The organism is Pseudovibrio sp. Ad37, assembly GCF_001623075.1.
Lineage (GTDB): Bacteria > Pseudomonadota > Alphaproteobacteria > Rhizobiales > Stappiaceae > Pseudovibrio.
Window position 1 is genome coordinate 154,001 of record NZ_LMCF01000024.1, and the last position, 22,178, is coordinate 176,178.

The 22,178-nt window shown below is 51.9% G+C and carries 18 protein-coding genes; 7 read left to right on the forward strand and 11 right to left on the reverse strand.

Translation table 11 applies throughout. From position 1 onward, the window contains the following. Positions 1 to 58: 58 nt before the first annotated feature. Positions 59 to 2,383, forward strand: a complete 2,325-nt coding sequence (locus tag PsAD37_RS07060; protein WP_063295533.1) for an NADP-dependent malic enzyme — start codon at positions 59 to 61, stop codon at positions 2,381 to 2,383. Between the two features lie 120 nt (positions 2,384 to 2,503). After that, positions 2,504 to 2,998 (forward strand): DUF962 domain-containing protein, encoded by a 495-nt coding sequence (locus PsAD37_RS07065; RefSeq protein ID WP_063295534.1) that lies wholly within the window; start codon positions 2,504 to 2,506, stop codon positions 2,996 to 2,998. Positions 2,999 to 3,022: 24 nt separating this feature from the next. Here PsAD37_RS07065 and PsAD37_RS28305 read toward each other — a convergent pair whose 3' ends face one another. After that, positions 3,023 to 3,193, reverse strand: coding sequence for a hypothetical protein (locus PsAD37_RS28305; RefSeq protein ID WP_193778230.1), 171 nt, complete (start codon positions 3,191 to 3,193; stop codon positions 3,023 to 3,025). Between the two features lie 108 nt (positions 3,194 to 3,301). On the opposite strand from PsAD37_RS28305, the gene PsAD37_RS07070 reads away from it, so the two are divergent. Next, positions 3,302 to 4,213: a LysR substrate-binding domain-containing protein gene (locus PsAD37_RS07070; protein ID WP_057464858.1), complete on the forward strand. Its 912-nt coding sequence runs from the start codon at positions 3,302 to 3,304 to the stop codon at positions 4,211 to 4,213. Positions 4,214 to 4,275: 62 nt separating this feature from the next. On the opposite strand, the gene glyS is transcribed toward PsAD37_RS07070, so the two are convergent. The 3 genes from glyS to PsAD37_RS07085 all read right to left on the reverse strand — a co-directional run bounded on the left by glyS (position 4,276) and on the right by PsAD37_RS07085 (position 10,202). Beyond that, the gene (glyS, locus tag PsAD37_RS07075; protein ID WP_063295535.1) at positions 4,276 to 6,513 is read right to left on the reverse strand and encodes a glycine--tRNA ligase subunit beta; all 2,238 of its coding nucleotides are present in this window, start codon (positions 6,511 to 6,513) and stop codon (positions 4,276 to 4,278) included. 205 nt (positions 6,514 to 6,718) lie between these two features. Further along, the gene (locus PsAD37_RS07080; RefSeq protein WP_063295536.1) at positions 6,719 to 8,995 is read right to left on the reverse strand and encodes a beta-glucosidase; all 2,277 of its coding nucleotides are present in this window, start codon (positions 8,993 to 8,995) and stop codon (positions 6,719 to 6,721) included. Positions 8,996 to 9,245: 250 nt separating this feature from the next. Then, complete coding sequence (locus PsAD37_RS07085) at positions 9,246 to 10,202, reverse strand: glycine--tRNA ligase subunit alpha (protein WP_063295537.1); 957 nt, start codon at positions 10,200 to 10,202, stop codon at positions 9,246 to 9,248. Positions 10,203 to 10,493: 291 nt separating this feature from the next. On the opposite strand from PsAD37_RS07085, the gene PsAD37_RS07090 reads away from it, so the two are divergent. Together PsAD37_RS07090 and PsAD37_RS07095 are read left to right on the forward strand one after the other, a co-directional pair. Next, on the forward strand, positions 10,494 to 11,009 hold the full coding sequence (locus PsAD37_RS07090; protein ID WP_063295538.1) for an FAD-binding protein: 516 nt from the start codon (positions 10,494 to 10,496) through the stop codon (positions 11,007 to 11,009). Further along, positions 11,006 to 12,121, forward strand: a complete 1,116-nt coding sequence (locus PsAD37_RS07095) for a BBE domain-containing protein (protein ID WP_063295539.1) — start codon at positions 11,006 to 11,008, stop codon at positions 12,119 to 12,121. The genes PsAD37_RS07090 and PsAD37_RS07095 overlap by 4 nt, the downstream gene beginning before the upstream one ends. 86 nt (positions 12,122 to 12,207) lie before the next feature. Here PsAD37_RS07095 and PsAD37_RS07100 read toward each other — a convergent pair whose 3' ends face one another. The 3 genes from PsAD37_RS07100 to PsAD37_RS07110 form a co-directional block, all read right to left on the reverse strand. Continuing rightward, positions 12,208 to 12,408, reverse strand: coding sequence for a hypothetical protein (locus PsAD37_RS07100; RefSeq protein ID WP_208860103.1), 201 nt, complete (start codon positions 12,406 to 12,408; stop codon positions 12,208 to 12,210). 72 nt (positions 12,409 to 12,480) lie between these two features. After that, complete coding sequence (locus tag PsAD37_RS07105) at positions 12,481 to 13,341, reverse strand: S49 family peptidase (RefSeq protein WP_063295602.1); 861 nt, start codon at positions 13,339 to 13,341, stop codon at positions 12,481 to 12,483. Between the two features lie 195 nt (positions 13,342 to 13,536). Continuing rightward, the gene (locus tag PsAD37_RS07110; protein ID WP_208991744.1) at positions 13,537 to 14,538 is read right to left on the reverse strand and encodes a uracil-DNA glycosylase family protein; all 1,002 of its coding nucleotides are present in this window, start codon (positions 14,536 to 14,538) and stop codon (positions 13,537 to 13,539) included. 390 nt (positions 14,539 to 14,928) lie between these two features. Here PsAD37_RS07110 and PsAD37_RS07115 point away from each other — a divergent pair, with 390 nt between their 5' ends. Next, a complete protein-coding gene (locus PsAD37_RS07115) occupies positions 14,929 to 16,608 on the forward strand; it encodes an electron transfer flavoprotein-ubiquinone oxidoreductase (RefSeq protein ID WP_063295541.1) in 1,680 nt (559 codons plus the stop codon). 55 nt (positions 16,609 to 16,663) lie between these two features. Further along, complete coding sequence (locus tag PsAD37_RS07120; protein WP_153039687.1) at positions 16,664 to 17,176, forward strand: hypothetical protein; 513 nt, start codon at positions 16,664 to 16,666, stop codon at positions 17,174 to 17,176. A 44-nt stretch (positions 17,177 to 17,220) separates the two neighbouring features. On the opposite strand, the gene nadC is transcribed toward PsAD37_RS07120, so the two are convergent. The 4 genes from nadC to PsAD37_RS07140 all read right to left on the reverse strand — a co-directional run bounded on the left by nadC (position 17,221) and on the right by PsAD37_RS07140 (position 21,932). After that, a complete protein-coding gene (gene nadC / locus PsAD37_RS07125; protein WP_063295543.1) occupies positions 17,221 to 18,087 on the reverse strand; it encodes a carboxylating nicotinate-nucleotide diphosphorylase in 867 nt (288 codons plus the stop codon). Continuing rightward, a complete protein-coding gene (locus tag PsAD37_RS07130; protein WP_063295544.1) occupies positions 18,084 to 19,718 on the reverse strand; it encodes an L-aspartate oxidase in 1,635 nt (544 codons plus the stop codon). Before PsAD37_RS07130 ends, nadC begins: the two co-directional genes overlap by 4 nt. 107 nt (positions 19,719 to 19,825) lie before the next feature. Continuing rightward, positions 19,826 to 20,929 (reverse strand): quinolinate synthase NadA, encoded by a 1,104-nt coding sequence (gene nadA, locus PsAD37_RS07135; RefSeq protein WP_063295545.1) that lies wholly within the window; start codon positions 20,927 to 20,929, stop codon positions 19,826 to 19,828. A gap of 310 nt (positions 20,930 to 21,239) precedes the next feature. Further along, a complete protein-coding gene (locus PsAD37_RS07140; RefSeq protein ID WP_063295546.1) occupies positions 21,240 to 21,932 on the reverse strand; it encodes a hypothetical protein in 693 nt (230 codons plus the stop codon). Positions 21,933 to 22,178 lie beyond the last annotated feature (246 nt).

The following is a 22,178-nucleotide window of genomic DNA, read 5'->3' on the forward strand; positions in this document are numbered from 1 at the left end:
AGTCATAGTGATTCCCGGTGGCGAGCCGCTCATTCACTCGGTCAGGCAAGAATAGACGATGACGGACAAAAAACGCCCTACCTCCGGCGAACTCGATGAACAAGCGCTCTTTTACCATGAGTATCCGCGCGCGGGTAAATTGGAAATTCAGGCAACTAAGCCATTGGGAAACCAGCGAGATTTGGCGCTTGCCTATTCTCCGGGTGTGGCTGCTCCGTGTTTGGCAATCCATAAGGATGAGTCAAAAGCGGCTGACTATACCGCACGTCAAAACCTTGTTGGTGTCATCTCCAATGGTACCGCAGTTCTGGGTTTAGGCGCGATTGGTCCTCTGGCATCCAAGCCGGTGATGGAAGGTAAGGCTGTCCTCTTCAAAAAGTTCGCTGGCATTGATGTATTCGACATCGAAGTCGACGAGACCAACGTTGATAAGTTCGTTGATGCAGTTGGCGTTCTGGAGCCAACCTTCGGCGGCATCAACCTGGAAGACATCAAAGCGCCAGAGTGTTTCCAGATCGAGAAACGCCTGCGCGAAAGAATGAATATCCCGGTTTTCCATGATGATCAGCATGGTACAGCGATCATCGTGTCAGCTGCGGTGCGCAATGGCATGGAGCTCTCCGGCAAAAAGCTGGATGAGATTAAAGTCGTCGCTTCCGGCGCGGGCGCCGCAGCGTTGGCTTGCCTTAACCTGCTGGTGTCCTCCGGTGTAAAGCGCGAGAACATCTGGGTTTCTGACATTGAGGGCGTTGTTTATGAGGGCCGCGAAGCCCTTATGGATGAATGGAAATCCGTGTTCGCGCAGAAAACCGACAAGCGCACGCTGGATGATATCATCGAAGGCGCTGACGTCTTCATCGGCTTGTCCGCAGCTGGCGTGCTGAAGCCGGAGATGGTCGCCAAGATGGCAAAACGCCCTCTGGTGATGGGCCTTGCCAACCCGAACCCGGAAATTATGCCTGAAGATGCGCTGGCTGTTCGTGACGATGTGGTCATGTGTACAGGCCGTTCGGATTACCCGAACCAGGTGAATAACGTCCTCTGCTTCCCATACATATTCCGCGGCGCTCTGGATGTTGGTGCAACTGCCATCAACGAAGAAATGAAGTTGGCAGCTGTTGAGGCAATTGCTGCTTTGGCACGGGAAGAACCGACCGATGTGGTGGCAAAAGCCTACGGCGGTGTCACCCATACATTCGGCCCGAACTACCTCATTCCATCCCCGTTCGATAACCGCTTGATCCTGCGCATTGCCCCTGCTGTTGCAAAAGCTGCCATGGAAACTGGCGTCGCAACCCGCCCGATCGAAGACTTCGACGCCTACATGGATAAGCTGAACCGCTTTGTGTTCCGCTCCGGTATGGTGATGAAGCCAATCATCTCTCAGGCAAAGGCAGACAAGCAGCGCGTGATCTATGCCGATGGTGAAGACGAACGCGTTCTGCGTGCCGCTCAGGTGGTGCTGGAAGAAGGCCTCGCGACACCAATCCTCATTGGTCGTCCGCAGGTTCTGGAAAACCGTTGTGAGCGCTTCGGTCTGCGCATTCGCCCGGGCACAGATTTTGAGTTTGTGAACCCAGAAGACGATCCGCGCTACCGCTCCTATGTTGATACACTGGTGCAACTGGTTGGCCGTAAAGGCGTAACGCCGGAAGCAGCCAGAACGATGGTGCGTACAAACTCCACCGTCATTGGTGCACTGGCGTTGCATAGAGAAGAAGCTGATGCGCTGATCACTGGCCTCGAAGGCCGCTTTGATAAGCATCTGCGTGACATCAACAACATCATTGGTTGTTCCGAAGGTGTAACGGATTTCTCAACGCTCTCACTGCTGATCAACTCCAGCGGTGCGTACTTCCTGGCAGACACTTACGTGACTGAATGTCCATCTGCTGAAGAGATCGCAGAGATCACACATCTGGCGTCTGAGCAGATCAAGCGCTTTGGTATCACACCGCGTGTTGCGCTGCTGTCCCACTCCAACTTCGGCTCCCGTCCGTCAGAAACCTCCAACAAGATGCGGGAAGCCCTGCAGATGGTTTGGAAACAGCTGCCAGAGCTGGAAGCTGAAGGTGAAATGCATGGTGACGCTGCGTTGAAGCCGGAAATCTTGAAACGTTACATGCCAGATGCGCATATCTCCGGCCCTGCGAACCTGCTGGTGTTCCCAACTCTGGATGCCTCCAACATCGCATTGAACCTCATCAAGGCAATGACAGACGCGCTTCACGTTGGTCCGATTTTGCTGGGCGCAAAGAAAACGGCTCACATCATCACGCCATCCGTGACCTCACGCGGCATCGTAAATATGACAGCACTTTCAGCTGTTGATGCACAATGTCGTAAGCAAAATGCAGGCGTTTGCCTGGCACCACATAGCTAAAACAACTCCTTCGGCGGGCACTGGTTAATATGCCCGCCGAAGTTTTGTCAGCTTGAAAATACCTTCCCCTTACGGCATGCTGGCTGCATTGATACCGCTTAATATTACGGGGAGGGTAGTATGAGCTTTACAGAAGCGACCGGGCGTCGCATTGATCGCCTGCTGGGCGAGTACGGCGAAAGCCACCAAAATCACAAAAACAAAGCCATTCACTGGATCTGTGTGCCGGTCATTTTCTGGACGGTAACCGCACTGCTGTGGTCTGTTCCAACACCGATCGGGTTGTCGAACATCTCACCGTGGCTGAACTGGTGCACGATCGGGCTGGGGCTATCGATCATCTACTACCTGTCATTGTCCATCACGCTGGCAATTGGCATGGCCGTTTTCTCAGCATTGATGATTTGGATTAACATGACTTATCAGCAGTTTGGGCTTGGCATCCCACTCTGGCAGACAGCATTGGCAGTGTTTGTGATTGCTTGGGTGGGCCAGTTTATCGGCCATCATATTGAGGGGAAAAAGCCGTCTTTCTTTAAAGATCTGCAGTTCCTGTTGGTTGGACCTGCCTGGCTCATGCATTTCATTTTTAAAAAGATTGGCATCCCGTATTGAGGGACAAAATAAAAAACGCTGCTCTTAAGGCAGCGTTTTTTCTGGGTTGATGTAAACATCACCAATTTCGCGCGTATCCATCTGCTGAAGAGCAGGGTGTGAAAGTGGGTCAGCACAATAAGGCTTTGAGCCTGCAGCTGCTTTGGTCTTTCGGGGGGATTTGCCGCGCAATAGATCTTTAAAAAGATTTTTCATTGTCATTTCCTTTGTGACTTGATGGAGCGACAATGCGTCAATTGCATTGCAAGTGCTATCTGGAATAACTAAACCCCGGTTTAGATTTACTGCTCGGAACTGTCCTCGATGAAAAATCTCAATCAAGTCAGCCTCGCTGGCCTTCGCGTTGTTGAAGCCGTCGGGCGCCTGGGCTCCCTGAAAAATGCGGCTGAAGAGTTGGGCATTACGTCCGGCGCCGTCAGCCAGCAACTGCACAAAACCGAGCATCAGTTGGGCCGCCCGCTGTTCACTCGAGAGACAGGCGGATTGAAGCTGACAAGCCTTGGTGCCGAGATTTGTCACGAACTCACATCAGGCCTCAAGCAAATCTCAGAGGCTGTTGCATTGGCAGATCGGGACAGAGAAGAAAGTCTCTTTCTATCTGTAGCTCCGCTGTTGGCTGAGAAATGGCTGGTCTGGCGCTTGAGCAGTTTTATGAAGGCAAATCCGGACATCAATCTCAGGCTGGATGCCAACGACCAGTTGGTGAACCTCAATCACTCCGATGTAGACGCCTGTGTCCGCGTCCATAAACGAGCGCCTGATGATGTTTACTCAGAGCGCCTGTGTGAGCACTTCATCTATCCGGTCTGCTCTCCTGAGATCGCGGAGCGCCTCAAAGAGCCACGGGATCTTCTGAATGAAGTGATCATCCGCGACTATAACTCCTATTACCGTTGGAGCGACTGGTTGGCCCCGTTTGGTCTCAAAGAAAGTCAGCTTCCAAGAGGTCACGGCTTCTCCAACGCATCTCTCTGCATGGATGCTGCAATTGCAGGCCACGGCGTGTTCTTGGGCTGGGATACGCTGGTTGCCAATGCTGTGAAGCAGGGTCAGTTGAAGATTCCGTTCGGTCACCGCTGTTCAACAGGACGATCCTACTGGTTCATCTGCAGGGAAGGGGCCTTGCGCAGTCCTAGTGTTCGCAAGCTGCGGGATTGGCTGAAAGAAGAAATCGCACAAACAGCGGTTGAGTACGAAAAAGCTGTCAAAGTCTAATCAAATAAAAAGCCCGGTAACTCAAGCGAGTCCCGGGCTTTAAAATGTCTTATGGTGTTAGCTTATCCAGCGATCTTTGAGAAATCAGCGACCTGATGAACAGCTGCACGAATTTCAGAAAGGATCTTCAGACGGTTCTCGCGAACCTCCGGCTTTTCAGCATTCACGTGGATGTCGTCAAAAAAGCCGTCAACAGGACCGCGCAGTTTAGCAAGAGCAGCCATTGCAGCGGAGAAGTCAGCAGCATCAAGCAGCGGCTTGATTTCAACCAGAACGCTATCCAGCGCAGCTGCCAAGTCTTTTTCTGCCTGTTCTTCCAGCAGAGCAGCATCAGGCTTGCCTGTAAAGGCCTTGCCGTCCTTCTTCTCTTCCGCACGCAGAATGTTCGCGGCACGCTTGTAACCTGCCAGCAGGTTGACCCCGTCTTCGCTGCCCAGCAATCCAGCAAGAGCTTCTGCCTGTTTCACGATCAGATTGATATCATCCTGACCACCACGAGCCAGAACTGCGTCAACCAGATCATGACGCACGCCTTTGTCTTTCAGAACCACCTTCATGCGGTCTGCGAAGAAGCTGAGCAGATCATCAATCAGACCTGACTCCAGAGAGGTCTCAGGGATCTTGTCGGAAACGTTTGCCAGCACCACGTCAGCCGCTTTGGAAACCATGGAGAAGATGTCTTTAACAACGCCTTCGCCGGTTTTGCCTTTGCCGATGAATGGAAGATCGGACAGTGCACTTTCACCGCGTGCAGCTGCAATGTCTGCAAGGTTGCGGCGCAGGCTCTGAACCAGAACATCACGCAGTGGCAGGCGCAGGTCGTTTTCCAGCACAAGGCGGATAACACCCAAAGCAGCACGGCGCAGCGCAAACGGATCTTTGGATCCGGTTGGCTTCTCGTCGATTGCCCAGAAGCCAGCAAGAATGTCCAGTTTGTCTGCCAAAGCAACAGCGATGGAAACAGGTGATACTGGTACATCATCAGACGCGCCAGCTGGCTTGTAGTGATCTTCAATCGCCTGAGAAACAGCAGTATCTTCGCCCTGTGCTTCTGCATAGTAGCGACCCATCAGGCCTTGCAGCTCAGGGAACTCGAAAACCATTGCAGAAACGAGGTCAGCTTTCGCAAGACGCGCAGCACGCTTGGTTTGCTCGATATCAGCACCAACAAGTGGAGCGATTTCCGCAGCAAGACGCTCAAGGCGATCAACACGGGCAGCTACAGTGCCCAGCTTCTCGTGGAACACGATGTCCTGCAGCTTGGAGACGTTGCTCTCCAGCTTGATCTTAAGGTCCGTTTCCCAAAAGAACTTGGCGTCGGAAAGGCGTGCAGAAACAACCTTTTCGTTACCCGCAATGATCTTGGTTCCACCATCCTTTGCAACGATATTTGTAGTCAATGCAAACTTGTTGGAGAGGCGAGATGTTGCTGGATCGCTCAGCACGAAGTTCTTCTGGTTCACCTTAATGGTGAGCTGAATGACTTCGTCAGGCAGCTGAAGGAAGCTCTCATCGTAGGAACCGATAAGCACGGTCGGCCACTCGTTGAGGCCAGACACTTCGTCAAGAAGGCCAGCATCTTCAACCAGTTCAAGACCAAGCGCCATAGCCGCGTTTTTCGCATCTACATCGATGATGTCTTTGCGGCGGTCCGCATCAAGCACAACCTTGGCAGCTTCCAGCTTGGACATATAGTCTTCCAGGCGGCGCACTTCGATTGCTTCAGGCGCCATAAAGCGGTGACCATAGGTGGTCTGGCCGGATTTGATGCCATCAACTTCAAACGGAATAACTTCTGGCTCTTCGGTCTCAGGACCGAAGGTACAAACGATTGAGTGCAGTGGGCGAACCCAGCGCAAGCTGCCAGAACCCCAGCGCTGAGATTTCGGCCAAGGGAAGTTGCGAATGATGTCTGGCATCACGTCAGCAACAATATCCTCGGTCTTCCGACCTGGCTTCTCGATAACAGCGACGTAAAAATCACCCTTTTTCGGGTCATTTTGAACTTCAGCATCGTCAATAGAAGAAAGGCCTGCGCCACGCAGGAATCCGGCCAATGCTTTCTCAGGCGAGCCAACGCGCGGGCCCTTCCGCTCTTCACGGGTTGCTTTGGAGCCTGCAAGCAAGCCAGCAATGTGCAGTGTCAGGCGGCGTGGAGTGGCATAAGCCTTCGCGCCTTCATAGGTTACACCTGCATCAACAAGAGCATTGGTCAGGAGGGATTTCAAATCCTCAGCCGCACGACGCTGCATGCGGGCAGGAATTTCCTCGCTAAAGAGTTCGAGGAGAAGATCTGGCATTGGTGAACGACGCCTTTAACTGGTCAATCAATCGCGAATTTCTAAGGTGGATAGTGCCTAGCAATACTCAAGGGCATTGTCACCCCCAATAGGCAGCGCGGAACCGTAATTGAGCAAAAAACATCAGCCGGGCACAACCAATCAACAGGGGTGTGAACAGCTGCCTTGCATCAGACTTTGTGGTGCTGAGATAATCTAAGCGCGTCTACGCAGGTTCCTCAGTAGTTTCATTGAGTTCGCCAAACAGGTTGAGTTCCAGTTGCAGGCTGTTGGGATCCTGACTAGAGCTGCCCACGACCACATCGTAGATGATGCGTTCAACCACCATCTGGTTGCGTTCACTATCAAATATAGCAAGCTCCTCAATCGGGATGGAGACAGTCACTTGCCTGCTTTCACCAGCTGGAATACGAAGACGCTGGAAGCCCTTCAGTTCCTGTTTGGCGCGTTCTACTGCGGACCCTTTAGGGGCAATATAAACTTGCGAAACTTCTTCCGCCTCGATTTGCCCGATATTGGCGATGGAGAAGTGAACGTCAATGCTACCAGTAAGGAGCTCATCAGGCGGTGTAACAACAAGCTCGGAATAATGGAATTGAGAGTAGCTCAGACCAAACCCGAATGGATACGCTGGTGTAACATCATCTTTGTCCAGTTTTCTGTATCCATGCCAAAGGTCATAGATCACTTTATGCGCATTGCGATCAAAGTCAGGCAGGTCACTTTCTCGTCGTGGGATGACAAACGGCAGCTTGCCACTGGGGGAGACTTCGCCGGATAGAATTCGGGCAAGTGCAGTTCCTCCCTCCATCCCTGGATACCAATGCAGTAAGATGGCAGCAGGTTTATCCTGCCATTCGTTCATCAAAATAGTGCCGCCACCCATAACAACCACGACACAGTTGGAATTTGCGGCACAGACCTGCTTAATCAATTCAACATCGTGCGGAGGCAGACGAAGGCTCTGCCTGTCGCCGGAGCCATAACCGTCTTCAGCTCCTCCGGACTCCTGAGGTTTGCCCGCAGAACCTCCTCCTCTAAATGCGCGTAAAAACTGAGAGGCAATCTTCGCTTCTTCGCGGTTCCGAGGTTGAGGAAGAACCTCATGAAAGCGTGCTGCCAGATCAACGGAAACCCATTCACCTTCACGGCTGTGGTCATTTCCGACCACCAGCACAACGGCATCTGCTCGTTTTGCGATCTGCAGGGCGCGATTGATGTTCTGGCCTCTGTCCTGCCAGATGTCGATCTTGTGTTTGTAGTAGGAACGAAGGCCTGCGAGTGGCGTGGTTATATGTGTCGGCTGTGTATCACTCGTTCCTTTGTCACCTGTGTTGGCGACACTCGCCAAACGACCAATAACACCAATGCTTTGAATGTCCTTAAGAGGCAGAAACCCACCTTCGTTCTTCAGGAGCACGGTCGACTTCTCAGCGGCTTCCTGCGCAACAGATCGAAACTCCGCGCAGCCAACGCGGGTCTTCTCGTAACGGCCTTTCCGCAGCACTCTGAGCTGTTGCAGAATAAGCCTGTAACAGGCGTCATCCAATGCTGCCTCGGAGATCTCTCCATCATCGATCAGCTCTGACAGGTGCTGGTGAAAGTGCAGTTGGAACGGCATCTCCAGATCCATGCCGGCAAGGGCAGCCTCTCTCGCATTGCGAATGCCGAACAGGAAGTCACTCAGTACAAAACCCTTAAACCCCCAATCTGTTTTCAGCAGTTGGGTGAGAAGCTCTTTGTTGTGTCCGCAAAGCTCGCCATTGATGGAACTGTAAGACGTCATGACAGCCGCTGCACCTGCCTCAACTGCCTTCCTGAAGTGAGGAAGATACATCTCATAAAGTGCCCGCTGGCTCACTGTAACATTGAGGGAAAGCTTGGAGTGTTCCATGGATGCCAGAGCAAAGTTTTTGATGCATGCCATGCCATGTTGTTGAACACCGCGAACGAGAGCTGATCCCATTGCGCCGATCAGGAAGCTGTCTTCACCATAAGATTCCTGTGCTCGTCCCCATGCCGGATGGCGCATCAGGTTAAGTGACACCCCCCCAAACAACGTGCCACCAAAGGCGCGCATCTCATATCCAATGATTGCGCCAATCCGTTCTTCCAGCTCAGGGTCAAATGTTGCCGCTCTTGCAATCACTGCAGGAAACGTTGTGGCGCCCTTCAGCACGATCCCGCGTGAGCCTTCTGTGTAATGAACACCCGGCAAATGATGCTCTGGCAACGCCCCCGCTGCCCACGGGCCGGATTGAGAGCCACTCTTCATCATCTCCCGAACGCCTGGCCAGAAGGCTTGATCACCGTCTCGCATGATCAGCTTATCATCACGGCTCAACCGCGAAACAATCGCATTGGCGATCTGCTCATCACTCAGGTTTTGCGTGGAGGAAGGTTGAGCAGTCATCTCAGGTTGAGGAACGGAAGAGGCTGCTGCAGTGCCATCTTCATGCGCTTCGGTACTTTCGACAGTCATGGAACAGAGAACTCCGCGAATGCACCCCAATTTGGATCAGCGCATAGATACGCAGGCAGCTGGCAACAGGGGGAGTGATTGGCAAATCAAACAGGATATCGCTTTAAAAATATCCGTTTGATTGCAGTCCTGAAAACCTACTGATTATCAGCAGGCATCTTTCAAGGAGTCGAAGTGCAGAGAGAAGCGACAACAAAAAATGCCGAGGCATTTCTGTCCCGGCACTTAAAATTCATCATATTGGTTGGGACTAGCCTTTGTAGCCCACACCACCAGCTTCGGTCTGCAGGAAGGCTGCACCACAAGCTTTGGAAAGTTCACGCACACGCAGAATATAGCTCTGCCGCTCAGTTACGGAAATGACACCGCGTGCATCAAGCAGGTTGAACACGTGGGAGCATTTTAGCGCTTGGTCATAAGCAGGCATAACAACCTTCTGGAGGCCATCGCCAGCTTTCTCCATTGCTTCTGCGCTTACTGCCAGCAGACGCTTACACTCGCGCTCATGGTCCGCAAAGTGGCGGAACAGCATTTCAGTATCGGAATGTTCGAAGTTATGACGGGAATATTCCTGCTCGGCCTGCAAAAACACATCGCCGTAAGTAACCTTCTCGTCGCCTTCAAGGCCATTGAAGTTCAGGTCGTAAACATTGTCGACACCCTGAACATACATGGCAATGCGCTCAAGGCCATAAGTCAACTCACCAGCAACTGGCTTACATTCAAAACCAGCTACTTGTTGGAAGTATGTGAACTGAGAAACTTCCATGCCGTCACACCAGCATTCCCAACCAAGGCCCCATGCGCCCAGTGTTGGGTTTTCCCAATCATCCTCAACAAAGCGGATGTCATGGATGTCTGTATCAATGCCGATTGCACGCAAGGAAGCCAGATACAGTTCCTGAAGGTTCGCAGGAGAAGGCTTCAGCATAACCTGAAACTGATAGTAGTGCTGCAAGCGCATTGGGTTTTCGCCATAGCGACCATCGGTAGGACGGCGAGATGGCTGGACATACGCCACTTTCCATGGACGAGGTCCAAGCGAACGCAGTGTTGTTGATGGATGGGAAGTGCCCGCGCCCACTTCCATGTCATATGGCTGCACAATAACGCAGCCCTGATCGGCCCAGAATCTCTGGAGAGTCATGAGGAGACCCTGAAAGGACTTGGTTGGCTGCATATGTGCCGGAACGGCTTCACTAGACATGGGAGTGTTTCCTGAAAATCCAAAATGTACTGCACCGAAACGGCGCAAAATCCAAGTTGAGGCACAGGTGCCACGTCAAACGGGGAAGGTCAAGCATTCCTGAAAAATCAAAGATATTTTGTGAAAAAGACGGGGAGTAAGGCGGATTACTCTTCTCATGCTCATTTCCGGAATCGCAGCTGTGTTTCGGCGCAGGCCCATACCCCACAATATCAAGGATATTGAGCCCGGGAAAAAGCTTATTTAGTGGCAGGGTCATTGTAGTCTGCATAAAAGCTGGAGAGCGTACCGATGGTGATGTCCCGCCTGCCTGTTCTGAGTGATCGTCAAGGATTTGACCGCCGCTGGTATGCGCCAAGTCTGAAACGCGTCTACGCCCCTGCCTCAGCTGCAGAAGTAACAGCCGCTTGGAGAGAGGTGATTGCGTCAGGAGCAAAAGCAGGCGAACTGCAAATTACCTGTGGTCGCCACTGCTATGAGAACTTCGTCTACAATGCGGGCACAAAATACATCATCGATCTGACCGGGCTACGCGGTGTGGGCAGTGATCCAAACTACGGGTATTACATCGATGTCGGCTTTGGAAACTGGGATATGTATCGCATGTTCAACAACATGTTTGATACCACATTGCCAGCGGGCAGCTGCTATTCAGTCGGACTAGGCGGGCACATCACTGGCGGAGGGTATGGTCTCTTTTCCCGCGCATTTGGATTGACCGTTGATTACCTGTCTGCAGTGGACGTGGTGATCATGCCTCAAGGGGCTCCAACGCCTGAACTCTATGAGAAAGTTTCTCCCGTGTGAACCACCCGGATCTGTTCTGGGCGATCTGTAGCGGTGGTGGAGGAAACTTCGGCATTATCACCCGCTACTATTTCCAGGACACTCCGAAAGCACCGCAATATCTTTACACCACCGCGTTTTCATTTGATTGGCAGGATGAAAATGGAAACCTGCTGATCACAGAACCTGTCCTCAAGCAACTATTGGACAACTTCACCCAGTTCTCACAGGAAGGGCAGGACGGAGACAAATCCAAGTGGCCCAGCTTTGGCATATTCCATGCGAACCATCTTGCTGCTGGGAAAATGGTTTTCGCATCCTATTATTTTGATGCCCCATCACTCGGGGTTCAAGGACAGGAGTATGAGGCCTATTTGAATGACAGGATCAAGGACCAGAAGAAAACACTGGGCGAGATAACAAGACTATCAACCGAGCCGGGCCCCGTAAACGGACATCCATGGCACGGTACTGCAAAAGCTATCAGTCCGGTGAGTGCAACTGCCCAACTTCGTCGTTTCACGTTTCTGGAGGGCGTTCAAAACACAAATGGTTCTGGCCCCAATCAGTTTGGAAAATATAAATCCGCATACATGAAGAAAGGCTTCACTGATGACATGGTCGCCGCGCTTCATGAACATCTGCAGAAGGTCCCGGATGGAGTGTCACTGAGCGATATGAGCCAGAGCCTGTGCCAGATTGACAGTTACGGCTGTGCTATAAATCAGGTCTCCAGCACAACAACACCAATCGCACAACGCAGCTCAATCATGAAACTGCAATACCAAACCTATTGGGACAATGGCGCGGCAATCGGACAGGATAACAAGCAGCTTGAGAAAGCCCATGTTGGCTGGATCAACGAAATGTATACTGACGTTTACGCGAAATATGGCGGTTTTCCTGATCCTCGAAACGATCCAGACGACATTGTCGACGGTTGTTACTTCAACTATCCAGATTCATGTTTGGGAGTAAATGGGGAGAACTCACCCAGCATAGATCACGCCATGTATCTCTATTTTCTGGAAAATTACGATACAGGTCCAGCAGATCGAAACCTGCGGGCAATCAAATCAAACTGGAATCCGCAAAACTGGTTTGCAAGCGCACAATCTATTCCTGTTAAATAAGGAATACGCGCGAAACTACGACGGCACCAGGCCCGCAGACCAAACGTCATGCGGGCACCTGTCAGTCAAAGACTAGAGCAGGGCTCTTAGTAGTTGCTTACAGGGCGGTATTTGCCAGTGGCCGGATCTTCAACCAGACGCGTATATGCTGGGTCAACCGGACGCTTGCGAGCAGTTGCATAGGCAGGCTGTTTCTTGAATGCCATATTGGAAATTTCTTTCTTTACGGCTTTGTAAAGAGCATATCCACCTGCAATCAAAGCAACAGTTCCTAATACCTCAGTCATCTGCATTTTCCTTCCATCACTTATGTGAAGCATTGTTATTTCTGGCAATTTAGGCAATCCTATGGAGATTGCCTAAAGACCAAACTTTGCCCAAAGGCTTTTTTCTTCTAGGGTAGCAAGTGCAGCAGCAGGCAATGTGCCAGCAGCCTCATTCAGACCTCCCTGAAAGTTTGCACCGGGAATAAAGCGGCTAAGAAAGCGCTTTTTGGTGCCAACAAATTTCACTTTGGTTTCTTTGCCGTACCGTTCATGGATCGTGGAGTGAAGATCGCCCAGACTATCTACGAGGCCCAGATCACGCGCTTTGGCTCCAGTCCAAAACAAGCCGGAAAATAGGTTTTCGTCATCGCTCAGCACGTCACCGCGGCGGCTCTTCACCATGTCGATGAACATCTCATGGATTTCGTGCTGCAATGTTTTGAGGTGCTCAATGTCCTCTTTAACTTCCGGTGAGAACGGGTCCAGCGTGACCTTCTTGTCTCCGCTGGCATAAACACGGCGCTGAACGCCGGTTTTCTCCAGAAGCTCCGTAAAGCCAAACCCGGCAGATACGACACCAATGGATCCAACAATAGAGGACGGATCAACAATGATGTCATCACCAGCCAGTGCAATCATGTAGCCGCCAGATGCAGCAACATCTTCTACAAAAACAAGAATTTGCTTGTTGTTTTCATCAGCCAGCTGACGAATGCGTTTGAAGATCAGATGAGATTGAACCGGCGAACCGCCAGGTGAGTTGATGGACAAGGCAACAGCCGGAGCTTCTTTAAAGCTGAAGGCTATTTCTAGTGCGTCTTCAACACTGCTCAGGTTCAAACCTGATTTCAATGGAGATGCAGCACCAATAGCACCATTCAAACGGACGACGGGTACGATAGGTCTTACTTTGCCCAATTTGCCGGGAAGGTAGCTGCGCAGCTTGTTCAACAACTCAAAATTCTCCTTTGCGTCGATAACTTGTATGTCGTTGGGGTAACCAACTTCATCCAATATAGGCAGCAATCATCAGGAGAGAAGAGCTTTTGCCAAAAGAAATGGCAATTTACGCAATAAAACGCAACAGTGTGATCCTCATAACAAATCTACACCTTAAGAACTCAGAGAGCCTAATCAAAACAGCGGGGATTACTCGGTTGTTTCAAGCTCGGCACGAATCTGGAGCATGTCTCGCCAGGCATATCTTTTCTCAGCAGGGCTGCGCAGAAGATACGCAGGGTGATAAGTCGCAATCGCCTTGCGCTGAGTACCCTCGCCGCCATAGCTCAGCCATTTCCCACGCAACTTGCGAATACCGTCACGGGCACCGCTGAGCGTCTTGGCAGAGGCCGCACCGAGGAAAACAACAATCTCCGGATCAACCAGCTCAATCTGCCGCTGAATAAATGGACGGCAAATCTCAGTTTCATGCGGGGTAGGGGTGCGGTTTCCCGGTGGACGCCATGGAACCACGTTGGCAATGTAAACCATTGACCGGTCAAGTCCGGCAGCTTTCAACATCCGGTCCAGCAGGTGACCCGAACGCCCCACGAACGGCACGCCCTGAATGTCCTCTTCGCGTCCTGGAGCTTCGCCAACAAACATGATGCGTGCTTTGGAACTTCCGTCCCCAAACACAAGGTTCTTTGCCGTCAGCCGCAGATTACAGCCTTCAAAACCAGCAAGGATTTTCCGTAGCTCATCAAGAGACTGTGCTGAACCCGCTGCGGTTCTGGCCGAACCAACTGTTTCTGCATTCGGAATAACAGCATTCGCGTCTGTCGCCGCAGTCGGCGTAGATGTCGTGATAGCGGCTTCCTTGGCAGCACGCTGCCGCTCCAGAATCTGCTTCGCTTTCTGCTTGTCGTCTGCAGAAACGCCATTCTCGCGCAGGTTTCGTGCCATTTCGGCAGGCGAAACGCTGAGGTTTTTGGACTGTGACGGCGCTGGCTCTGGTGCGCTGAACGAACTGACTGGAGCGATGTTCTGCTGCGGAGCAGGGCGGGCCTGCACCTGCTTTTCCATCTGGCTCTGAGTTTGCGCAAAGCGGTCCACTGGAGCATCTTCCAACGCACAGTCGACGCCGACAGCGCTTAAAAACTCCAGATAAGCCTCCAGCTCGGCGGCATTTGCGACAGGAACTTCAGACATAGCCATTTACTAGTTGTGGCACACAGATCGGCACAGGCAAAAGGGAATAACTCTTTTGCAATGCACCATGGATGGGCAGCAGCCCAGTCCGCCCTATATTCATCATGAAAGCGCAACTGTCCAATAGAAAAACGAGAATGAGCTAACTCAATGGGGAACAGTGTAAAGTGGTTCACGTTAACTTGGGGAAATTACAATAATTCCTTAAGGTGTAGATAGTTTTTTTGCTGGGGTACCTGACGGAATGCACCTTAAAACGCATTGCGCTATAGTATCCGCTCAATTACACAGAGACTAAATAAAGTTTTGACACTTGAGGTGCTGGAAAATAATGCGCTGCCACATCATTTGACGCGAAATGAAGTGGATAAAGTGTAAAGGGAGAATACTATGTCTGAAGGGGAAACTCTGGCAGAGCGCGAATCCATGGAATTCGACGTTGTGGTTGTAGGTGGTGGTCCTGCAGGTCTATCAGCGGCAATCCGGATTAAGCAGCAGGCTGCGGAGAAGGGAGAGGAAGTCTCCGTCGTCGTGCTCGAAAAGGGCTCTGAAGTTGGCGCTCATATTCTGTCTGGCGCCGTGATTGATCCAATTGGCATCGATCGCCTGATCCCTGACTGGCGTGAAGACGAGAGTGCTCCGATCAAGACACCTGTCACAGCAGACCATTTCAATCTGCTTGGCCCTGCAGGTTCCCTTCGTCTGCCAAACTTCCTGATGCCGAAGCTCATGAACAACCACGGCAATTACATCGTGTCTCTGGGCAATGTCTGTCGCTGGCTTGCAGAAAGAGCAGAAGCGCTCGGTGTGGAAATCTATCCAGGCTTCGCAGCTGCTGAAGTGCTTTACGATGATGCAGGCAAGGTGATCGGTGTTGCAACGGGCGATTTGGGCGTTGCGCGTGATGGGTCTCATAAAGATGGCTACATGCGCGGCATGGCGCTGCTCGGCAAGTACACGTTGATCGCCGAAGGTGTCCGTGGCTCGCTTGCGAAGACGCTAGTAGACAAGTTCGACCTTGACCGCGACAGTGACCATCCGAAATTCGGTATTGGCATCAAAGAGCTGTGGGAAGTAGACCCATCCAAGCATAAGCCGGGTCTGGTTCAGCACTCCATGGGTTGGCCGCTGGACGGAAAAACTCAGGGCGGCTCTTTCCTTTACCATCTGGAAGACAATCAGGTTGCCGTTGGGTTTGTTGTCAACCTCAACTACCAGAACCCGTATATGTCTCCGTTTGATGAATTCCAGCGTTTCAAAACCCATGCGGGTGTGAAGGACGTCTTTGAAGGTGGTAAGCGCATTTCGTACGGTGCACGTGCTATCTCCGAAGGGGGATATCAGTCCGTACCGAAGCTGTCTTTCCCAGGTGGCCTTCTCATCGGGTGTTCCGCTGGCTTCGTCAACGTTCCGCGCATCAAAGGCTCTCACAACGCCGTTCTCTCCGGTATTATGGCAGCGGATATGGTCGTTGAATCGCTGGGCCGTGGTGAAGCACACGAAGAGCTGGATCAGTTCGACGGCGCATGGCGCAATTCCGAAATCGGCAAGGATCTCTGGAAGGTACGCAATGTAAAACCATTGCAGACCAAGTTTGGCAGCTTGCTGGGCATGGTCTTCGGTGGCCTCGACATGTGGACCAACGAGCTGATGGGCTTCTCCTTCTTCGGCACCATGAAACATGGCAAAACCGATGCTGCGAGCCTGAAGCCAGCGAAGGATTGCAAGAAGATCATTTACCCGAAACCAGACGGGAAGATCTCCTTCGACAAGCTGTCCTCTGTCTTCCTCTCAAACACCAACCACGAGGAAGACCAGCCGATCCATCTGAAGCTGCGCGACGAGACTTTGCAGAAGCTTTCCGAGCACGATGTCTACGCTGGTCCGTCGAACCGTTATTGTCCCGCTGGTGTGTATGAGTGGGTAGAAGAAAACGGCGAACCACCTCGCTTCCAGATCAATGCTCAAAACTGCGTTCACTGTAAGACCTGTGACATCAAAGACCCGAACGGCAACATCACCTGGACCGTTCCGGAAGGCACAGGCGGACCGAACTATCCAAACATGTAGTTTTTTCAAAAGCCTCTCCTGATTTGGGGAGGCTTTTTCTTTTAGGGATTACCAGTTGGAAGAGCTGCGCGATTGGCATGAACTGCGTGATTGGATGGGATGGTTGTTTGTTGCGCTTTGCGTTTTATACCCTGCTTACCAGACAAAGAAGGGCGGTATAAAACTCGGAATGCGCACGTACCTGCGCTATTCCATTTACTATAAGATACTCGCTCTGCTTTCTCTCGTTCTAGCAATTTACATTCTAATTATTTTTTTAGATTCCCCGGTTTTCCTGCTGTTTTTGGGAGGGCCTTTGGTCGTTCCGGGTTTCTTCCTAACTTATCTAGCTTTCTTTGTAAGGATCAGTTTTGATGAGTATGGTGTGTATTATAAGTTTCTGTTTTTTAATGAGAAAAATTCCCCGTGGAGTGCATGCCTAGGCCGGGGGACACTAGTCTTGCCCGGGACTACTTTTATGAGGTTCAAGGGTGTTGGAATAGTATTTTGCTCTGAAAAAACTCAGGGTTGGGAGGAGCTGGCAGAGATGATAAATCGTGTAGACATTGATCTGCCCCCGCAAGTTTAGCCAATTGCGGGGAATTTTGTCTTCGCTGAGTAATGGCTTAACATTCAGCCGATCTCAATATCGAGCCCCAGATCCAGAATAGGAGCGGAGTGCGTGATCCAGCCGGATGAGATGATATCAACGCCAGCTTCGGCAATCGCCTGAATGGTCGAAAGCGTAATCGTACCAGACGCTTCCAGCACAGCTTGACCCTTGTTGATCTCAACCGCCTGCCTCAAAAGACCAGGCCCCATATTGTCCAGCATCACCACATCAGGCTTTGCGGTCAGGACTTCCTTCAGCTGGACGAGTGTATCCACTTCAACCTCAATGCGCACAAGGTGTCCGGCAAAAGCACGAGCGCTCTCAATCGCGGGAACAACACCACCTGCAACGGCGATGTGATTGTCCTTAATCAGGATCGCATCATCCAGACCAAAGCGGTGGTTCATACCGCCGCCACAGCGCACCGCATACTTCTCGAAACTACGCAGTCCCGGAGTTGTTTTTCGGGTGCAAACCACTTTTGCGTTGGTATGTGAAATTTTGCGTTGAAATGCGTTCGTAGCGCTCGCAATGCCCGAAAGATGGCTCAAAAAGTTGAGAGCCACACGTTCCGCTTCCAGCAGTGCACGAGCGGGACCGTGAATGCGGGCGATAATGGTACCCGGCTCCAACTTATCCCCGTCCTGCGCCAGCACGCTAACATCGAGAGTAGGATCAACCTGACGAAACGCGGAAAGAGCCAGATCAATGCCAGCCAGCACGCCATCCTTACGAGCCGCAATCACACCCGTGGCAACAGCATCAGCCGGAATAGTCGCTTGCGAGGTGATGTCACCTGCGCGGCCAAAGTCCTCAAGCAAAGCAGCTTTGACGGCATCATCCACCATGATCAACGAAAGCTCGGGCAATGAAGATGGGCGGCTCATAGCATATCTTCCTCTTCAACGGCCCGCTGGCCAACATCGCTGGCAGCAGCCTTGCTCGCCAGCTTCTCAATTTGTGCAAGCTTCACAAAGGAGCGCTTGGCAGCCTCCGCCTTCTGCGGGAAGTCAGAACGGAAATGACCGCCACGGCTTTCTTCGCGAAGCAGAGCGGAGCCTGTAATCAGCTTGGCTGCAATCACCATGTTGAGGATGGAGTCGCGGCGGCACAGCGTCTCAGCGTTCTGCAACCGTGCAAGCGTCCTTGTCAGCCCTTCTGCATCACGAACCACACCAACATGGCGGGACATAGCAGAACGAACCATGGAAACGACTGCACGTTCCTGCGGGTTGCGTGTGGAGGCCTGATCATCAACATCATCGATTTCAGCCCAATGATGCACGCGGTGATGCGGCATGAGAGCCTGAATGTCTTCTGCAATGCGACCTGCAAACACAACAGCTTCAAGCAAAGAGTTGGATGCCAGACGATTGGCACCATGGGCGCCCGTCGCCGCAACTTCACCAGCTGCCCAAAGGTTGTCGACAGAGGTACGACCAGAGGCATCGGTCAGAACACCACCCATGTGGTAATGTGCTGCCGGAGCAACAGGGATCAAACCATTGATCGGATCAATACCAGCCTTCTCGCAGGCTGCATAAACGCGGGTAAAGTGCTCAGGGAAGCTTGCCCCAATGGCCTCTCGGCAATCAAGGAAAGCACCACAGCCAGCCGCAAGTTCTGTATGGATCGCGCGCGCAACAATATCACGAGGGGCCAGCTCAAGATCAGGATGGATGCCATCCATAAAGCGATGACCGTCATTGTTGACGAGGATCGCACCATCACCGCGGATCGCTTCACTTGCAAGCGGAGCAGGGTCCTGCTCAACATTGAGAGCTGTTGGGTGGAATTGAACAAACTCAGCGTCAGAAACCAGCGCACCTGCACGGGCAGCCATCGCAAGGCCATGTCCGTTTGCTTCACCCGGATTGGTGGTTGTCGAGTAAAGATGGCCAACACCACCGGAGGCCAACACCACAGCTTTCGCAGGAATGGTAATGCGCTGCGTCCCACCACGACGACGAGCCGTTATGCCGGTAACATAACGACCTTCCGCGATCAGCTGACAACCAATGTATCCTTCGATGATGCGGATAGACGGCGTCTTGTAGGCCGCATCAACAAGCGCCTGCATAATGGCTTCGCCAGCCATGTCACCACGCACACGCACAACACGGTGGCTGGAGTGGGCAGCTTCGCGGGAAAGGGCCAGTTTGCCAGCAAGGTCTTTGTCAAAGGGCACGCCATAACCCAGCAGATCGTGAATGCGGTCAGATGCTTCACGTGTCATGCCTTCAACAATGGCTTCTTCGCAAATGCCGTCGCCTGCCGTCAGCGTATCCTGCGTATGGGCGGAGTGGTGATCGCCCTCGGCCACAGCAGCAGCAATGCCGCCTTGTGCCCATGCAGATGAGGTGCCACCACCAATCGGCGCGTTGGTCACAATGGTCACTGGCCGCGGCGCAAGCTTGAGCGCGCAAAACAGGCCAGCAAGGCCACCACCTAAGATTACAACATCATCCACGCCGTTCAGGGCAACAGCAGGGGCGAGAGAAGAACCGAACTGAGACATTTCAGAGATTATTCCAGACTATGGGGACCTGATCTAAAAGGCCCGCTGCCGTTAAAGGCAGCAGGGTGCACTGAAGACTTTTCAATATGCCAGCTACACGAAAGCCTCTAGTTCTTCAAGTTGATCATGCGTTCTACGGAGGCGCGAGCGCGATCCGCCACACTTTCATCAACAATCACTTCACCAGACATATCGAGCAAACAGTCCAGAATTTTGGTGAGGGTGATGCGCTTCATGTGTGGGCACAAGTTACATGGGCGGATGTAGTTGACGCCCGGTGTAGAGGAGGCAACATTGTCCGCCATGGAGCACTCGGTGATCATCATCACCTTCTCAGGGCTGTTGTTCTTCACCCAGTCGACCATATGAGAGGTTGAGCCAGCAAAGTCAGCTTCTGCAACAACTTCCGGCGGGCACTCAGGGTGCGCGATGATCTTCACATCAGGGTCAATGGCACGGTAGTCGCGCAGCTCTTCCGCCGTAAAGCGCTCATGCACTTCGCAGGAACCAGCATAGGTCAGCACGTCAACATCAGTCTGGTTGTTGACGTTGGCTGCAAGGTACTGATCAGGGATCAGCAGCACCTTGTCAGTGCCCATGGCTTCAACAACCTGCGCCGCGTTGGAAGAGGTGCAACAAATATCGCACTCAGCTTTCACATCAGCGGAGGTGTTTACATAGGTGATGATCGGAACGCCCGGATTGGCTTCGCGCAGCTTTCGTACATCTGCACCTGTAATGGATTCTGCAAGGGAGCAACCTGCATCCATATCCGGGATCAAAACGGTCTTTTCCGGAGACAGAATTTTGGAGGTCTCAGCCATGAAGTGCACACCGCACTGAACGATAACCTGAGATTCAGTCTTCGCAGCTTCTTTCGCCAGCTGCAGGCTGTCGCCAACAATATCAGCCACACCGTGGAAGATATCCGGGGTCATATAATTGTGCGCCAGAATAACGGCGTCGCGGTCTTTCTTCACCTTGTTGATCGCAAAAATCAACGGAGCAAGAGCAGCCCATTCAATCGCAGGAATGAAGTCCTTTACCTTCTCATAGGCTTCTGCTGTCGCTTCTGCGACCTCAGGCGTGTAGGCAAGGTCTGGACGCTCCAAAGGCACGTACTGTTTTTGAACAGCAGCACCATCAATGCCGGCAGTAATGTCGTTGACAGCAAGGCTACCTGTTTCAGCGACTGTAGTCGTGGCGGACATGCGCTATCCCTTATTCTGCCGGTTTGAAACCGGATTATACTCAATGTGAGTATAAGGGACTTATAAAAACACGGCGACAACGCCGATGCCAACCCTTATGCTCATTTTGAGTTTTTATAGACCTCTTCCCTCGCGTCGACAACCTATTCTTTTGCCGGATGCATATGATTGCTGCGTTTAAGCTCGATTTAGCCTTACTGAGTAATCACTTAATTTCCTAAATTTGCAGGGTACAAATGAGAAAAGCCCGACATTTTCATCCATCTGGGAAAATGCCGGGCGCAAATCACTTGAGAGCCGAAAAGGGCTCTTACTTGGCTGGGACGTAGCTGGATGGGTTACCATCAGCGCCCTGATTGACCATGTAGTACTGGTTTTCACCGCTGTCGAACACGAGGAAGCCATCCTGATCAGCAGGCTTGGTCTGTGTGCCCCATGGAGATTGAATGATCACTTCAGCAGTTGGGACATAACCGATGGCAGACATGCGAACCATCTCAACAGGAACGGTCTTCAGCGCTCCTGTCAAGCCTGCGTCTTTTGCAGTAAACAGCGCCAAAACCTCTGGAGCCATATCCAGACGTTTTACAAGGCGGGTGTTTTTCGCAGCGACGTCTTCCAGACCAACCATCTCATACTTGGAGGTGAAGGTCTCTTTGCCAATCACGTAAAAATCAGGGCCAGTCTTGCTCATTTGCAGCGCAACAACAGAACCTACATTCTTTGCGATGTAAGCATCATCGTAGCTGGTGGAATCTACAGAACCCAACGGGCCACGGATCGCTTCTGGCAGGTCTGCCAATGTGTCGCCAGTGATCTTCCAGCCGAGGATTGGACGGTCCTTGATGTAAAGCTCTTTGGCAGGTGCATGCTTTTCAACGCGTGCAGTCAGCTCAGCCTGGCTTTGCACATCGTCCTGCGCAGAAGCTGTCAAAGGTGCGCTTACAGCAAAGGCAAGCAGGCCTGCTGCGAGTGTTTTTCCGAAAGAAAATGAGTAGGTCATGGTCGGCCCCTAAATGTTGACGGGGGAATTAGGTCAGGACCCAAATCAAAGTCAAGCGACTCCGCCAGTTTCGCTAGCAATTTGAAATATATTAGTATTCTCACATATGCCTGCGTTTGATCAGAGAGGGCTTTAAAGCAAAATGCCTTAGGGATAAAAACTCATTCCAATTGCTGATGGATGACCTAAGTATTTTCAATTATTGCAGAACGGAAAATTAGATTAAACCTGATTACTCCCCGCTGC

Excerpts from the sequence above, each read along its gene's own strand:
- PsAD37_RS07090 (WP_063295538.1), top strand. The coding sequence starts at position 10,494 with ATGGTGATGTCCCGCCTGCCTGTTCTGAGTGATCGTCAAGGATTTGAC.
- nadA (WP_063295545.1), bottom strand. The coding sequence starts at position 20,929 with ATGTCCGCCACGACTACAGTCGCTGAAACAGGTAGCCTTGCTGTCAAC.
- nadC (WP_063295543.1), bottom strand. The coding sequence starts at position 18,087 with ATGAGCCGCCCATCTTCATTGCCCGAGCTTTCGTTGATCATGGTGGAT.
- PsAD37_RS07080 (WP_063295536.1), bottom strand. The coding sequence starts at position 8,995 with ATGACTGTCGAAAGTACCGAAGCGCATGAAGATGGCACTGCAGCAGCC.
- PsAD37_RS07065 (WP_063295534.1), top strand. The coding sequence starts at position 2,504 with ATGAGCTTTACAGAAGCGACCGGGCGTCGCATTGATCGCCTGCTGGGC.
- PsAD37_RS07130 (WP_063295544.1), bottom strand. The coding sequence starts at position 19,718 with ATGTCTCAGTTCGGTTCTTCTCTCGCCCCTGCTGTTGCCCTGAACGGC.
- glyS (WP_063295535.1), bottom strand. The coding sequence starts at position 6,513 with ATGCCAGATCTTCTCCTCGAACTCTTTAGCGAGGAAATTCCTGCCCGC.
- PsAD37_RS07060 (WP_063295533.1), top strand. The coding sequence starts at position 59 with ATGACGGACAAAAAACGCCCTACCTCCGGCGAACTCGATGAACAAGCG.
- PsAD37_RS07070 (WP_057464858.1), top strand. The coding sequence starts at position 3,302 with ATGAAAAATCTCAATCAAGTCAGCCTCGCTGGCCTTCGCGTTGTTGAA.
- PsAD37_RS07115 (WP_063295541.1), top strand. The coding sequence starts at position 14,929 with ATGTCTGAAGGGGAAACTCTGGCAGAGCGCGAATCCATGGAATTCGAC.
- PsAD37_RS07110 (WP_208991744.1), bottom strand. The coding sequence starts at position 14,538 with ATGTCTGAAGTTCCTGTCGCAAATGCCGCCGAGCTGGAGGCTTATCTG.
- PsAD37_RS07100 (WP_208860103.1), bottom strand. The coding sequence starts at position 12,408 with ATGACTGAGGTATTAGGAACTGTTGCTTTGATTGCAGGTGGATATGCT.
- PsAD37_RS28305 (WP_193778230.1), bottom strand. The coding sequence starts at position 3,193 with ATGAAAAATCTTTTTAAAGATCTATTGCGCGGCAAATCCCCCCGAAAG.
- PsAD37_RS07140 (WP_063295546.1), bottom strand. The coding sequence starts at position 21,932 with ATGACCTACTCATTTTCTTTCGGAAAAACACTCGCAGCAGGCCTGCTT.
- PsAD37_RS07085 (WP_063295537.1), bottom strand. The coding sequence starts at position 10,202 with ATGTCTAGTGAAGCCGTTCCGGCACATATGCAGCCAACCAAGTCCTTT.